The organism is Flavobacterium sp. LK-23, assembly GCF_058135255.1.
The window spans coordinates 1-13,195 of the sequence record NZ_JBYUVT010000009.1; the positions used below are offsets into that span (position 1 = coordinate 1).

The window sequence follows — 13,195 nt, forward strand, 5'->3', positions numbered from 1 at the left end:
ACAGAGAAGTTAAGCCCGCCTGCGCAGATGGTACTGCAGTTTTGTGGGAGAGTATGTCGTCGCCTTTCTTTTGAAAAACCCTATCCAAATCGGATGGGGTTTTCTGATTTTTGGAAGTTTTGATCTGACCGAACCTGATGGGATAATGGCTTCAGATTAACCACGTGCCGCGTTAGTGATGGGAGCGGCATCCTTTTGCGGGGAACGCAGGGCTTCTTTTTCCCATAAACATCCATCCGCAAAAGATACAGCGGACAGCACGGCCCGAAGGGAAACGCCATAAAAATATCATTGTTTGTTGTTGAAGTTATTCTTTGTGTTTTAATTCGGTTAATATTTATTCTTAAAGGCGCTACCTCAAATTATTATTGTTAGATCTTTAAAGTTCTTAAAATCTATTAAAAACAACGGTTTGTTATTAGGTTTAGCTTTTCTCTTAAATTCGCTTTAAATTTGGTTATTATGAAATAAAAATGGATGGAAAAGCTAATTGAGATTATAAATAGTTTTGAGAAATTAGATTCGGAGACAGAGTTTGCTATTAAGGAAAGTTTTTTCGAAGAAACTTTCAAAAAAGGAGAGTTTATTGTTGAAGAGGGTAAAGTTTGCAATAAAATCTATTTTATTAAATCGGGTGCGATTAGAAGATTTTGTATTGAAGACGGGATAGAAGTTACGAAGTGGATTTATACCGATAATCAATTTGTAACTTCAATGAGTAGTTTTTTTGAACAGAAACCTTCATTTGAAAATTTTCAGACCTGTGAAGAAACATTAGTATATTCATTATCTTATTCGGATGAACAGACTTTATTGGAATATCCCATATTTATAAAATTTCATATTAAGCAACTTCGATACTACCTTTCAAATATAAATGAGTTTAATCATTTATTCCGTTTAATGACTGCAGAGAAAAAATATTTGTTTCTTTTAGAGTCATTTCCGCAAATTATTAAAAAAGCCAAATTGAAACACATTGCGTCATTAATTGGCGTAAGTCAGGAAACTTTGAGCAGAATTCGTGCATCAATTATTTGATATTACATCAATAAAAAATATTTAAACTTTTTTAATTTTTGTGACTAATTAATGATATAAAAATTGAAAGATACTTTTATTAACAAAAATGCTGTTTTAGGTAATAACATTTGCATAGGAAATGGTGTAACTATTGAAGGGGATGTTGTAATTGGCGATAATACTCGAATAGGAAATCATGTAACAATTTTAAGCGGATCAAGAATTGGAGAAAATTGTGAAATTCATTCTAATGCAGTTCTAGGTGGTGTTCCTCAAGATTTGAAGTACAATGGAGAATATACTCTTTTGGAAATTGGCGATAACAATATAATCAGGGAATTTGTAACAATTAATAAAGGGACAATTTCTAAAGGAAAAACATGTATTGGTAATTCTAATTTAATTATGTCCAATGCACATATTGGTCATGATTGCATTATTGGAAATAATTGCATTATAGGTTTTAGTGTTGGAATGGCTGGTGAAGTAACTGTTGAAGATTGGGTAAATATTAGCGGCCTAACAGCTATACATCAATTTTCAGTTATTGGCGAACATGCTATGATTAGTGGTTTAAGCCGAGTTGTTAAAGATGTTCCTCCTTATGTGGTTGTTGCTCATGAACCTTTAAGATTTGCAGGATTAAATACGGTTGGTCTAAAAAGAAGAGGATTTAATTCTCGGAAAATTGATGAACTTCGGTCAATTTATAGAATTATATTTCAAGAAAAGAGAAATAAAAAATTTGCTCTGGATATAATCAATGAAGAATTTGAGCAAACAGTTGAACGAGATAAAATTCTAAATTTCGTTCGTCAATCTAAAAGAGGAATTATTAAGGGTTTTGAAATTTAAATATATAAAAATGCTAAATTTATATTTATAAATTAACTCGTCATGACCAAACATAGTACAAACTCTAAAGTTGATTTTTATTTCGAAAAAGCTGAAAAATGGAAAGCCGAAATCGAACAAATGAGGGAAATTGTTTTAGACTGTCATTTGTCTGAAGAATTGAAATGGGGATCTCCTTGTTATACTTTCAAAAAAGCAAATATTGTATTAATTCATTATTTTAAAGAATATTGTGCTTTTTTGTTTTTCAAAGGTGCTTTAATGAAAGATCCTGATAATATCTTGATCCAACAATCAGATAATGTACAGGCGGCTCGTCAAGTTCGATTTACTAATGTTGAAGATATTTTAGCTAAAAAAGAAATTCTGAAAAAGTATATTTTTGAAGCGGCCGAAATTGAGAAATCGGGACAAAAAGTAGAACTGAAAAAAGTTTCTGATTTTGAAATTGCAGAAGAGCTTCAGCATAAATTTGATTCAGATGCTGATTTTAAAAAGGCTTTTTACGCTTTAACTCCTGGAAGGCAGCGAGCCTATTTACTCCATTTTTCTCAACCTAAACAATCTAAAACTAGAGAAGCTAGAGTAGAAAAAAATATTGGGCGAATTCTAGACGGAAAAGGATTGAATGATTAAAAAAATAAATAAAAAGAAAAACTCCTTTTATGCAAAGGAGTTTTTTGTTTTTATTATTCTAAGAGATTTGCTCTGTGATGGTGTTTTTCTTTCGAATAGAAATTAAAGATTGGAAAAGAACGGAAGTCATAACTAAACTTATTCCTATGTAAAAAGAGAAATTGACCGACTGGCCTTCATTAAAAAACAAAAAGGCTAATATTATCGAATAAATTGGCTCTAAGTTGAATGTTAGATTTATGGTAAACGCAGGGATTTTTTTAAGGAATTCTGCAAACATTACATAAAGAGCAACTGTACAGCATGAAGCTAAAATTAATAAATAGAAAATGTCTTTTAAGTTTGGAATAAAAACCTGTTCTGGAAAATTGTAAAAATAAAACGGAAGAGCAAGCCCTAAAACTAAAGTTCCTCCGAGCATTTGATAAAAATTAATGAGCTTGCTGTCATAAAATTGTACTAGTCTTTCGTTGTAAATAGTGTACAAGGCAGCAAATGCAGAAGAAATTACTCCGAGTAAAATTCCAAGCTGATAAGAAGAATCAAAATGAAAAATCAAGCTTATTCCTAATAAGGTTAACATGCTTAATAAAACCTGAGTTAGATTGAATCTTTTTTTATTGAGAAAAGGTTCAAAGAAAGCTGTAAAAAAACTGGTAAGACAATAGCAAACAACTCCAATTGATATATTAGAATATTTAATGCTGGCATAAAAGAAAATCCAATGAATGGTAATCAAGACTCCAGCTTTAGAAATTTTTACTGCTTCAGAAAATGACTTTAGCATTTTAAGATTGTAAATTTTTAAAATGAAAAAGAGAATAATAGAAGCAAATAATACTCTATACCAAACTAAAGTAATTTCGTTAAGAGAAATAAGTTTTCCGAAAACGCCAGTAAAACCAGCAAGTAAAACTGCAGAATGCAGTATCAAATAAGATTTTTTCATAAGAAGTTGTCTATCCTTTTTTGGAGGATATATTTTGAATATTAATAATGTGATTGAGGTAAAGACACAACTAATCGGACTGAAGATTCAGTCAAGTGTCAATACTAAAGAAGCATTATTAATTTACTGGAGGAGGAAGACAACCTTTAAAACTCATGATAAAATTTAATTTTCGGTAAAATTAAGAAAAAAGCATTCCCAGAAAAAGTGTAAAAAGTTATTTAAATGTGAAACTTCAAAAATTTAACAACTGAATTAAATTAATCTGATTTTGATTTGAATATTTATTTGTAGAACTTGCAACGATACCAAATTACCTAAATTATAAGTTTATTACAATCTAATGAGTACAAGCCAGTCAACTACAGCAGTTCTTGAAACCAAACAGCATTTTGAAATTTTAGATGGATTAAGAGGCATTGCAGCTTTTGCTGTTGTTGTTTTTCATTTTATGGAATGGATTTTTACCGATCCAAGTCAGAATTTTATAGGACACGGATTTTTGGCTGTCGATTTTTTCTTTTGCCTTTCGGGATTTGTTATAGGATATGCTTACGATGATCGTATCGCAAAAATGGGACTTCGTAACTTTTTTATCTCAAGAATAATAAGGTTGCATCCGTTGGTTATTGCTGGGTCCATATTAGGATTGTTGGCTTTCTTGTTTGATCCGTTTGGTGGACATTTGGAATTATATAGTACTGGAAAAATTATTTTGACATTTATTTGTTCTCTGTTTCTTATTCCGTTTCCAGTTATTGAAGATCGCGGATTTAATTTATTTAGTTTTAATGCTCCCGCATGGTCTCTTTTTTGGGAATATATTGCTAATATCGTTTATGCACTTGTACTTTATAAAATTCGCAAAAACTTTTTAGTTGTTCTTACTTTAATTTCTGCATTTGCAATTTGTTATGTTGGATATAGTTCTGGAAATTTAATAGGCGGATGGAGTGGACCAACTTTTTGGGACGGCTGCGCCAGAATATCGTACTCTTTTTTGGCCGGATTGCTTATTTACCGATCCAATTGGATTATCAAAAATAAATTGGGATTTGCCGGATTGACTATCTTATTGCTTTTGGCTTTTGTAATGCCTTTTTCAGGGTGGAATTGGCTGACTGAACCTTTTGTGGTTTTATTTTACTTTCCGTTATTAATTTCTTTGGGTGCTGGCGCTCATTTAAAACCTTGTTTGAAAAAGATATGCACATTTTCGGGTAACATTTCATATCCGTTATATATGACACATTATGCTGTACTATGGATGTTCGGAAATTACTTTGTCAATTATAAACCAAACACAATGCAGCTTACATGTATCGTAACAGCGAGTGTAATACTTTTAGTTGGTTTTGCTTATTTCGTAATGAATGTTTATGATAAACCATTCAGAAAATATTTGACAGACAGGAGAAAAAAATGATTGTTAAAAGGATAATCTTTCAATATCATAAAATTTAAGATGAAAAAATATTACTTAATTTTAATACTTACATTGTTTTTTAATTATTCAAAAGCACAAATCAAAAAAAATCAATCTAAAATGAAAACAGAAGTAACAGTTAGTTTAATTAATGTTTGTAAAAGTAAGCTTGATATTTTTGATCGTTTTATGAATAAAGGAGCAACCGATGTTGAAATACAGGAACTGGAAAAATTTACAGGTCAAAAATTGCCTGCATCTTATATTCAATTATTGAAAACTTATAACGGAGAAAAAAGAAGTTTGGGTTTCTTGGGAGGATTTGGATATTTAGGTATTGAAGAAGTTAAAAGAGAATGGCTATTTTTTAAAAATGCTCCCGATACAAAACCTGAAGCTATTAATCAGGTTAAAAAAATTACCGATATTTTGTATTCCACTAAAAGAATTCCATTTGCCCATGATGGCTCGGGAAATTTTCTTTGTATAGATTTTATTCCAAATACAGACGGTATTTTAGGCCAGATTATCTATCTTCCATGCGGAGATCCTGAACCAGTTTCGGTAATCGCAGACAACTTTGAAGATTTTCTAAATTTGATAATTGAAAAAATTAAGTCTAAAAAATTGAAACTAGTTGATGAAAGAGAAGATTGGGACGCAAAAGATTGGGAGAAGGCAGATATTTATTTTGAGACTACATGGAATGATGATTGGAGTGATATTGCAGAAGAATATAATACAAAAAAATAATTTCGTTGTTCAAAATACAGAACCAATTCGGAGATGTTGGAGCCGAGAAAAAGATGTCTAAAAAAAGGATTAGTGAAATTTTAGGAACGGCATCATTTAAAAACAACAAAATAAAAGGAAATGGGCTTTAACCGATTAGAAATTCAAAAACCTGATGAATCGGGCTATTATGTTTTAGATGAAGAATATCTTCTTTCCTATATTTACTCAGATGGCTGGACAGAACGTCTCTTAAGATTTGAAATTTTCGTTGATATTTATTATGAATGCAGGGGAGAAATTGGCTTTTATACAAGAGAAAAAGATAGTAAAGAAATTGAAAGTTTATTGGGGTTTGAATTGTCTACTGAAATCAAAAAACTAATAGATCTTTTAATGAATCAGAAAGAATTGCAATTAAAAAAGTACTATTCCGATTTTTTTATGGAAGATTCCAGCAGACTTCATTTTGTTATAAATCGTGACGGAATTTCGCATAATTCAGGAATTGGAATTATGTTGAAAAAACTCGAAAATCCAAACGAATCAGAAAAGTTACTTTTTCTTTTGAAAGAAGAATTTGAAAAACTTCGCGAAGGTTTTTACAACAAAATGCTTTTAGAACGAGGTTTGATTAAAGAAGTTGTAACATCTAAAAAGAAACGAAACAGGCGCTTGTAAAATATCTTATATTTATAAAATGTTATTCGAAATCTAAACTTTTACCGCTAATAGAAATTGCATGAAAAATACACTTTTGCTGATTTTTTTATTATTAAGTTCACTTTCATTTGGGCAAAATGCCTCTTTCAAAATTAAATATTCGGAGCAGCTGGCAGTTTTTGTTTTTTTAGAAAATCTATCCGAATATTATCCAGACAATGTTTTTAAAACAGAGTTTCAAAAATCAAAATACAATATTGAGAAGTATAAAAGTTTAATCTCAAAATTTGAGCAGTTGTCTATTTCTTATAGTTTCCGATTTGAAGATTTTCCGTACGGATCAAAGAAAACAATGCAAACGCAAGATATTTTGAAAAAGAGTTTGATTGAAACCGATAATTTAAATGATTTCAAAATTCGTTCTGCAGGAATGATTCCCAATAAAACGCTGAGTGATTTAGGAGAATGTATTTCAGAATTTGCTCCTATTTATAATGAATTGATCTATAATCCGAACAAAGAAAAGTTTGAAAAACAGTTAGATGAAATTCAAAAATATTCTAATGATCACAAGATTGAAAATTATTTTAAAACTGGATTAGTATTTTATAATTCCAGTTGGGATAATTCAATCCCTTTTGTGGCGGCTTTTTATCCTTTGCCTAATTCAAAAGGATTTACTGCTTCTGCATTTTGCAACAATTTCGTTAGTGCTATTCAAACTGATTTAAAATCACATAAAGATTTATTTAGTGTGATGATGCATGAGACCTATCATATCATTTACGACGAACAATCCCTTGAAGTAAAAAAAGAAATTGACACTTATTTCAAAACGAATAAATCAACGTGCAGTAATTACGCTTATCAATTATTGAATGAAGTTCTGGCGACGGTATTGGGTAATGGTTATGTTTATGCAGAATTAGAGGGTAAAGTAGATTCGGGAGATTGGTATAGTAATAAATACATCAATTTGATGGCAAAGCAGATTTATCCGTTAGCTAAAGAATATATCGATCAAAAGAAACCTATTGATAAGAATTTTATAGATAGTTATATTCAGCTTTACGAAACCAATTTTCCAGATTGGATAAATGAATTAAATAATATCATGACATATCGTTATGTGATTACAGAAAATGAAAAAGATTTTAAGGTTATAAATAAAATGTTTCGTTATCGTTCCAGAACAGAATATGAAGATCAAATTACGGAGAGCAGTATTGAAAAAATGAAGCATACACCGCTGACTAAAATGGTGATTATTTCAAAAGACAGTAAGGAAAAAATTAAACTCCTAAAGAATAAGTTTAAAGAATTGAAGAACTGGAAAGCAAATCCTGATAAAGAATTTGTAGAGAAAATTCTTTTAGACGATAAAAGTCAATTGATAATTGTGAACCAGAAAAAAACGGAATTGGAAACATTAATTAAATCTATAAATGAAAAAAGTAAATAGTTATTTAGTATTAGTTATTTGTATCTGTTTTTCGTCAGCAACCGCCTTTAGTCAAATAACATCACAAAATATTGATGTATTGATGGAATCTGCCTTGGCGAAATTTAAAGTAGCAGGAGCATCAATTGCAGTTGTTAAAGATGGAAAAATAATTCATTTAAAAGGTTACGGAGTTAGTTCTATAGAAACCAAAAAAGCTGTAAATGAAAATACTAATTTTCAAATTGCCTCAAATAGCAAAGCATTTACAACGGCAGCGCTTTCTATTTTGGAGGATGAAGGAAAATTAAAATGGACCGATAAGGTAAAAGATTATGCTCCTGAATTTAAAATGTATAATGATTATGTGACGGAGAATTTTAATATGCAAGATTTGCTGACTCATCGTAGCGGATTAGGATTGGGAGCAGGTGACTTGATGTTTTTTCCTGACGGTACTAATTTTACCATTAAAGATGTCTTGACAAGTTTTCAGCATTTTAAGCCTGTTTCAGCTTTTCGAACGAAATGGGATTATGATAATTTGCTTTATATCGTAGCTGGCGAAATAATTGCAAGAGTAAGCGGTATGAGTTATGAGGAATTTGTGCAAAAAAGAATCATTGCTCCTTTGCAAATGAACAATACTTTTGTTGGAAGTAGTTTAATAAAAGATACATCTAATTTTGCAGTTTCACATTCGTCTGAATCTGGAACGATAAAGAAAATTGAAGGGTTTAATGATCAAATTAATGCCGCTGCGGGTGGCATGTTTTCTAATGCTCAAGATATGGCGAAATGGATGATAGTTCGTTTGAATAAAGGTCAGTACGGACCAGATTTGAAAACGACGCTTTTTTCCTTAAAGAACCACAATGAAATGTGGAGAATACATACTGTTCAAGAAACAGATCAAAATCCCAGATATAATTCTCATTTTAATGGTTATGGTTTAGGTTGGCAATTATCAGACGAAAAAGGATATTTAAAAGTATCACATACTGGAGGTTTGCCTGGAATGCTTTCTATTGTAACCATGTATCCAGATTTGAATTTGGGGATTGTAATTTTAACTAATACTGAAAATGGAGGTGGAGGACTTTTTACAGCAGTTAGCAATACCATTTCTGATAGTTATTTAGGTTTAGATGATTTTGGATGGACTGATAAATTGGTACAATGGATGGGTGAAGACAGAAATTCGGGTGATGATGTAACCAAAAAAGTATGGGAAAAAGTAAAGCTGGCAAAAAATGTAAAAATAAAAAATGAAGATTTTATTGGTGTTTATGCTGATAAATGGTTTGGTGAAATTGAAGTATTTGAAAAAAATAAAAAGTTATGGTTTAAATCGTACCGTTCGCCAAAATTAAATGGTCCAATGGCTTTTTATAATGCTAATACATTTGCCATAAAATGGGAATATCAAGCGATGAATTGTGATGCAATGGCCATGTTTTCTCTGGATGAAAATGGCAAAGCTCAATCTATTAAAATGAAAGGCATCTCTCCAAACATTGATTTTAGTTTTGATTTTCAGGACTTAGATTTAGTAAGAGTAAAATAACAATTAGTATAATAAAAAAAACTCCATTAGAAATAATGGAGTTTTTTTATTGGATTTAATAAGGTTGTAATTCAATGAGCTATTGCATTGTTTTACAAATTGTCTTTAATACGCTTTGTTATTTCTTCGATTGTACCCATTCCGTCAAAAGTCAAGACTTTAATTTTAGACTTCATATATTCGATTGCTGGTCTGGTTGAGCTTTCAAAAACCTCGATTCTTTTAGTATGAATGTTGGCATCTTTATCGTCTTTTCTGTTAGAAGTTTCGGCTCTTTTTTGTGCTCTTTTTAAAAGTTCTTCCTTTGGAACATCAATATTAATTACTTTTCCAATTTCCAGATTTTTAGATTTAACAAGTTCTAATAAATCATTTACTTGTGGTTCGGTTCTCGGGTAGCCGTCTAAGATAATTCCGTTAGCATTTCTATTTTCATCCAATATTTTACTGAAAAGATCTTTCATTATAGAATCAGGAACCAAATCTCCTTTTTCTTCATATTGAGACATTATTTTTCCAATTTCCGTTTCATTTTGTTTCTCCAAGCGGCATCTGTCTCCAGTTGAAATATGCTCAAATTTAAGTTCGTCTTTTAAAATTTCGCATTGCGTACCTTTTCCAGAATAAGGAGGGCCAGTAATTATTAATATTTCCATTTTAAGTTGTGAAGTTTTTATTTTTTTGATTCTTTAAAGGTACGAATGATTTATTCTGGCCTAACAAGGAATCTTTATTTATAAGGAAAAAACATCTTCTTTGTAAAATCAGCTAAAAATTTCACTAACAGAGATATTGATAAACAAATCGTAAAAGAATGATACAATTCATCTTCTGGAAACGACAATTCGGTCAATAAAAATTGAATCTTCTGCCGAATAAAAATATTTTTACATCAAAATCAAAAACAACCATAATCCATAACCATGAAGAAAGTTTTAAAATTTATCAAAATTACGTTTATCAGCCTTTTGAGTATTATTTTACTTTTTATTGCCTATTTGTATATCAGCAATACATTATTTTTAGAATCTAAAAATGATGATAATATAAGTTATTTGTCAAAAAATAAAGTTCAGATTGGGACTTCTATCGATGAAAAGTTGTTTGATGATGAGTTTTTTAAATCACATGTTTTCTTACTAGGAGAAATTCATGGTTATGCTGACAATCAGAAGATAGATCAGGAAATGCTTTTTTTCTTGAATAAAAAAGTGGGAATCAAATATTATATTGCTGAAATGGATAGTTTGACGGCTAAAAAATTGAATGCCTTTTTGTTTGAAAAGCAAAAGAACAAAGCGATTTTAAAAGAAGTTGTTGAATCTGTGAAGAAACGAATTCCGCAACAAGCTAGCCAAGAATTATTTGATAAATGGAATGCTATTTATGATTACAATCAAAAACTAGCAGATTCTCTAAAAATTACCGTGATCGGAATCGATAAAAACTTTGATGACGAATCAAAAGGTTCAAGAGATGAAGCAATGGTGGTGAATTTTGAAAATTCAATTAAAAAAAGGCATCTTGAAAATGAAAAATTCTATGGACTTTTTGGATATTTTCATACACTGCAAAAGAAAACAGAATCGGGCAGAGCAACTTTTGCTGCAGGATTAAAAGATTCGGGAGTAAAAGTGACAAGTTTGGTAAGCTATACAATTGACAGTGAAATGTATCTTCCTAAAAACCCGCAGTTTCCAACTCCTGAAAATGAAAAAGTAGATTGGCTAAATGCTGACGGCCCATTAATGCTCGTAAAAGGAATTAACGATCTAAAAGAATTGAGCAAACCAGAATCAATCACTCTTTTTAAACTTAACACGAAAAATTCACCTTACTTGAAGTCGCAAAATTTGATAACAGTTAAATCTAGAGTTTTTGGAGAAAATATTGTGCCTCTAGAAGATGCTTCTGCCACTGATTATTTTCAATATGTGTTTTTGCTGAGAAATTCTACAGCATTGACAAAATTGAAATAAAGACTTTAGTATGATTTTTATCAAAAAGCTCCATTAGAAATAATGGAGCTTTTTTATTATTGAGAGAGGAATGCTATTTATTTAGTATGGATTCTATTGAATTACTAATTTCCTCCAAATTATTTTGTTTATTATTGGTCGTCAGAATAATCGTCCAATTAGGATTACTGATTAATAAAGCCTGATAATTAAAAGCGGCACCATCGTGTATGTGACTCGTTACTTTTCCGTTTTCGATAGTTCCACTCCCAAGACCTGTTTGATTGTCTTTAGAAAAAGGTTCAAAAAGTTCATGTGTAGATTGCTTGTTAATAATTTTAAAAGAATTAATAGCTTCAGACCATTTGTAAAAATCCGTTAGATTTAAAGCAGTCCAACCCGAAATGTTATATTTAAGAAGATCTTGTTTGCCTTCTTTATTAAAAGATTTTGCAAAAAGAGGTTCTTTGTCGTCAGGATCTACAACTGCATTTTTAATTCCGATAGGTTTTAAGATTTTCTTCATCACAAAAGAATTAAAACTCATGTTGGTAATTTTTTCAATAATACGTCTTTGTAAAAACACATTATTGTTGTTGTAATCGTATTGAGTTCCCGGTTCAAAATCTAAATTTAAGGTCTTTTGCAGAAAAGCCATATTATCTGAATCTTGATTGACTTCATTCCACTTTATTTGAGGAAGTCCGCTGGTGTACTGAAGCAAATGGATAATCTTAATTCTATTAGCCCAAGATGGAAGTTCAGGAAGAAATTTAGAAATCGAGTCGTTTAGTTTTAATTTCCCTTGCTCTTTTAGCATCATAATTCCAACAGCGTTGAACTCTTTAGCAATTGAACCAATATGAAAACGGTAATTTTTATTTAATGGTATTGTGTTGCTCGCATCGGCTTGACCGAGAGCCTTTTCGTATATGATCTTCCCTTTTCTAGCAACTAAAACATTTCCGTTAAAAGTTTTCGATTGAAGTGCTTTTTGAAATAAAACATCTAGTTCGGTTTCCGGTTTATTTGTTTGAGCGTAAAAATAGTTGCACATTGTTAATGCGATAATAAAAGCCGCAATTCTGATTTTTTTAATGACGTTGCTCATTTTGGAAGTTTTGATAAAAGTAAACAAAAACTTCATTAGAAATAATGGATTTTTTTTATTAAAACATTTTAATTCTGTTGTGTTTTCTGTTTCGAAAATTGTTTTTCTCTCATTTTTTATGGTTTAAAATTTTAAAACTAAAAACAATTAGTATATTTGCAACCAAATAGTATAGACTATACTCTATGCTTTATTGTTTTTTCATCAAAAAAAATAAAATTATGCTTGTAAACGAATTATCAAAAAAAACCGGATTATCAATCCATACGATTAGATATTATGAGAATTTAGGAATGATAAAAGGATTGACTGATGAAAAAGTGACTTCTAATAACTATAAACATTACGATGCTAATACTATTGAGCGTTTAGAAATCATTATAGAAGCAAGAGAAGTTGGTTTTACTTTAGCAGAAATAAAAAAAATATTGATTAGCTGGTTTGAGACAACAGATTCGAAACCAGAAACATTAGAACTTTTTCAAGCCAAAATAAAAGAGATTGATGATAAAATGAGATATTTCAAACAGACTAAGAATCTTCTTGAAAAAGTATGTGAGAAAATACAAAAGCAATAGAGATAGATTGTTAAAGTCTAAAAAATCGTAGAAAAGCTCTTTAAGAAATTAAGGAGTTTTTTTTGGTTGGTGCTGAGCTATTTAAGAAATATTCTATACGATGTTTGAAGAAATTTTCAAGTGGAGAATGTTATTTTTTTGTACGGGATTTGAGAAATCAATATAAGATTTTACAAATAGTCTTATATTCGCTTTTAGATAAAATCTGGGTACTAAAGAGAAAAAGCGATTGTATTTATTTAATGATTTTAGCAAT

13 protein-coding genes are annotated in these 13,195 nt (G+C 30.3%); 10 read left to right on the top strand and 3 right to left on the bottom strand.

The window, feature by feature from the left end; genetic code table 11:
• Nucleotides 1–477: 477 nt before the first annotated feature.
• From AC3Y25_RS14320 to AC3Y25_RS14330, 3 genes are all read left to right on the top strand, one after another.
• Nucleotides 478–1,041, top strand: a complete 564-nt coding sequence (locus AC3Y25_RS14320) for a Crp/Fnr family transcriptional regulator (protein WP_428238754.1) — start codon at nucleotides 478–480, stop codon at nucleotides 1,039–1,041.
• Nucleotides 1,042–1,104: 63 nt separating this feature from the next.
• The gene (gene lpxA / locus AC3Y25_RS14325; RefSeq protein ID WP_489903193.1) at nucleotides 1,105–1,878 is read left to right on the top strand and encodes an acyl-ACP--UDP-N-acetylglucosamine O-acyltransferase; all 774 of its coding nucleotides are present in this window, start codon (nucleotides 1,105–1,107) and stop codon (nucleotides 1,876–1,878) included.
• Nucleotides 1,879–1,920: 42 nt separating this feature from the next.
• Entirely contained in the window at nucleotides 1,921–2,514 is a 594-nt protein-coding gene (locus AC3Y25_RS14330) for a YdeI/OmpD-associated family protein (protein ID WP_489903194.1), read from the top strand.
• Between the two features lie 58 nt (nucleotides 2,515–2,572).
• On the opposite strand, the gene AC3Y25_RS14335 is transcribed toward AC3Y25_RS14330, so the two are convergent.
• Nucleotides 2,573–3,463 (bottom strand): DMT family transporter, encoded by an 891-nt coding sequence (locus tag AC3Y25_RS14335; protein WP_489903195.1) that lies wholly within the window; start codon nucleotides 3,461–3,463, stop codon nucleotides 2,573–2,575.
• Between the two features lie 343 nt (nucleotides 3,464–3,806).
• Here AC3Y25_RS14335 and AC3Y25_RS14340 point away from each other — a divergent pair, with 343 nt between their 5' ends.
• The 5 genes from AC3Y25_RS14340 to AC3Y25_RS14360 all read left to right on the top strand — a co-directional run bounded on the left by AC3Y25_RS14340 (nucleotide 3,807) and on the right by AC3Y25_RS14360 (nucleotide 9,292).
• Nucleotides 3,807–4,889, top strand: a complete 1,083-nt coding sequence (locus AC3Y25_RS14340) for an acyltransferase family protein (protein WP_489903196.1) — start codon at nucleotides 3,807–3,809, stop codon at nucleotides 4,887–4,889.
• Between the two features lie 120 nt (nucleotides 4,890–5,009).
• Nucleotides 5,010–5,642: an SMI1/KNR4 family protein gene (locus tag AC3Y25_RS14345; RefSeq protein ID WP_427875312.1), complete on the top strand. Its 633-nt coding sequence runs from the start codon at nucleotides 5,010–5,012 to the stop codon at nucleotides 5,640–5,642.
• A 120-nt stretch (nucleotides 5,643–5,762) separates the two neighbouring features.
• Nucleotides 5,763–6,302: a hypothetical protein gene (locus tag AC3Y25_RS14350; protein ID WP_489903197.1), complete on the top strand. Its 540-nt coding sequence runs from the start codon at nucleotides 5,763–5,765 to the stop codon at nucleotides 6,300–6,302.
• Between the two features lie 61 nt (nucleotides 6,303–6,363).
• On the top strand, nucleotides 6,364–7,746 hold the full coding sequence (locus AC3Y25_RS14355) for a hypothetical protein (RefSeq protein WP_489903198.1): 1,383 nt from the start codon (nucleotides 6,364–6,366) through the stop codon (nucleotides 7,744–7,746).
• A complete protein-coding gene (locus tag AC3Y25_RS14360) occupies nucleotides 7,730–9,292 on the top strand; it encodes a serine hydrolase (RefSeq protein WP_489903199.1) in 1,563 nt (520 codons plus the stop codon). The genes AC3Y25_RS14355 and AC3Y25_RS14360 overlap by 17 nt, the downstream gene beginning before the upstream one ends.
• 92 nt (nucleotides 9,293–9,384) lie before the next feature.
• Here the strand turns inward: AC3Y25_RS14360 and AC3Y25_RS14365 are convergent, their stop codons facing one another.
• A complete protein-coding gene (locus tag AC3Y25_RS14365; RefSeq protein WP_250837520.1) occupies nucleotides 9,385–9,948 on the bottom strand; it encodes an adenylate kinase family protein in 564 nt (187 codons plus the stop codon).
• Between the two features lie 267 nt (nucleotides 9,949–10,215).
• On the opposite strand from AC3Y25_RS14365, the gene AC3Y25_RS14370 reads away from it, so the two are divergent.
• Nucleotides 10,216–11,271 carry a hypothetical protein gene (locus tag AC3Y25_RS14370; RefSeq protein WP_489903200.1) on the top strand — a complete coding sequence of 352 codons (1,056 nt, stop codon included), beginning with the start codon at nucleotides 10,216–10,218 and terminating at the stop codon, nucleotides 11,269–11,271.
• 73 nt (nucleotides 11,272–11,344) lie between these two features.
• Here the strand turns inward: AC3Y25_RS14370 and AC3Y25_RS14375 are convergent, their stop codons facing one another.
• Nucleotides 11,345–12,361 (bottom strand): serine hydrolase domain-containing protein, encoded by a 1,017-nt coding sequence (locus AC3Y25_RS14375; RefSeq protein ID WP_489903201.1) that lies wholly within the window; start codon nucleotides 12,359–12,361, stop codon nucleotides 11,345–11,347.
• 221 nt (nucleotides 12,362–12,582) lie between these two features.
• On the opposite strand from AC3Y25_RS14375, the gene AC3Y25_RS14380 reads away from it, so the two are divergent.
• On the top strand, nucleotides 12,583–12,939 hold the full coding sequence (locus AC3Y25_RS14380; protein ID WP_250837517.1) for a MerR family transcriptional regulator: 357 nt from the start codon (nucleotides 12,583–12,585) through the stop codon (nucleotides 12,937–12,939).
• The last annotated feature ends 256 nt before the right edge of the window (nucleotides 12,940–13,195 follow it).

What these genes read in the sequence shown, in the direction of transcription:
- AC3Y25_RS14320 (WP_428238754.1), top strand. Translation starts at nt 478, where the DNA reads ATGGAAAAGCTAATTGAGATTATAAATAGTTTTGAGAAATTAGATTCG.
- AC3Y25_RS14330 (WP_489903194.1), top strand. Translation starts at nt 1,921, where the DNA reads ATGACCAAACATAGTACAAACTCTAAAGTTGATTTTTATTTCGAAAAA.
- AC3Y25_RS14335 (WP_489903195.1), bottom strand. Translation starts at nt 3,463, where the DNA reads ATGAAAAAATCTTATTTGATACTGCATTCTGCAGTTTTACTTGCTGGT.
- AC3Y25_RS14340 (WP_489903196.1), top strand. Translation starts at nt 3,807, where the DNA reads ATGAGTACAAGCCAGTCAACTACAGCAGTTCTTGAAACCAAACAGCAT.
- AC3Y25_RS14345 (WP_427875312.1), top strand. Translation starts at nt 5,010, where the DNA reads ATGAAAACAGAAGTAACAGTTAGTTTAATTAATGTTTGTAAAAGTAAG.
- AC3Y25_RS14350 (WP_489903197.1), top strand. Translation starts at nt 5,763, where the DNA reads ATGGGCTTTAACCGATTAGAAATTCAAAAACCTGATGAATCGGGCTAT.
- AC3Y25_RS14355 (WP_489903198.1), top strand. Translation starts at nt 6,364, where the DNA reads ATGAAAAATACACTTTTGCTGATTTTTTTATTATTAAGTTCACTTTCA.
- AC3Y25_RS14360 (WP_489903199.1), top strand. Translation starts at nt 7,730, where the DNA reads ATGAAAAAAGTAAATAGTTATTTAGTATTAGTTATTTGTATCTGTTTT.
- AC3Y25_RS14365 (WP_250837520.1), bottom strand. Translation starts at nt 9,948, where the DNA reads ATGGAAATATTAATAATTACTGGCCCTCCTTATTCTGGAAAAGGTACG.
- AC3Y25_RS14370 (WP_489903200.1), top strand. Translation starts at nt 10,216, where the DNA reads ATGAAGAAAGTTTTAAAATTTATCAAAATTACGTTTATCAGCCTTTTG.
- AC3Y25_RS14375 (WP_489903201.1), bottom strand. Translation starts at nt 12,361, where the DNA reads ATGAGCAACGTCATTAAAAAAATCAGAATTGCGGCTTTTATTATCGCA.
- AC3Y25_RS14380 (WP_250837517.1), top strand. Translation starts at nt 12,583, where the DNA reads ATGCTTGTAAACGAATTATCAAAAAAAACCGGATTATCAATCCATACG.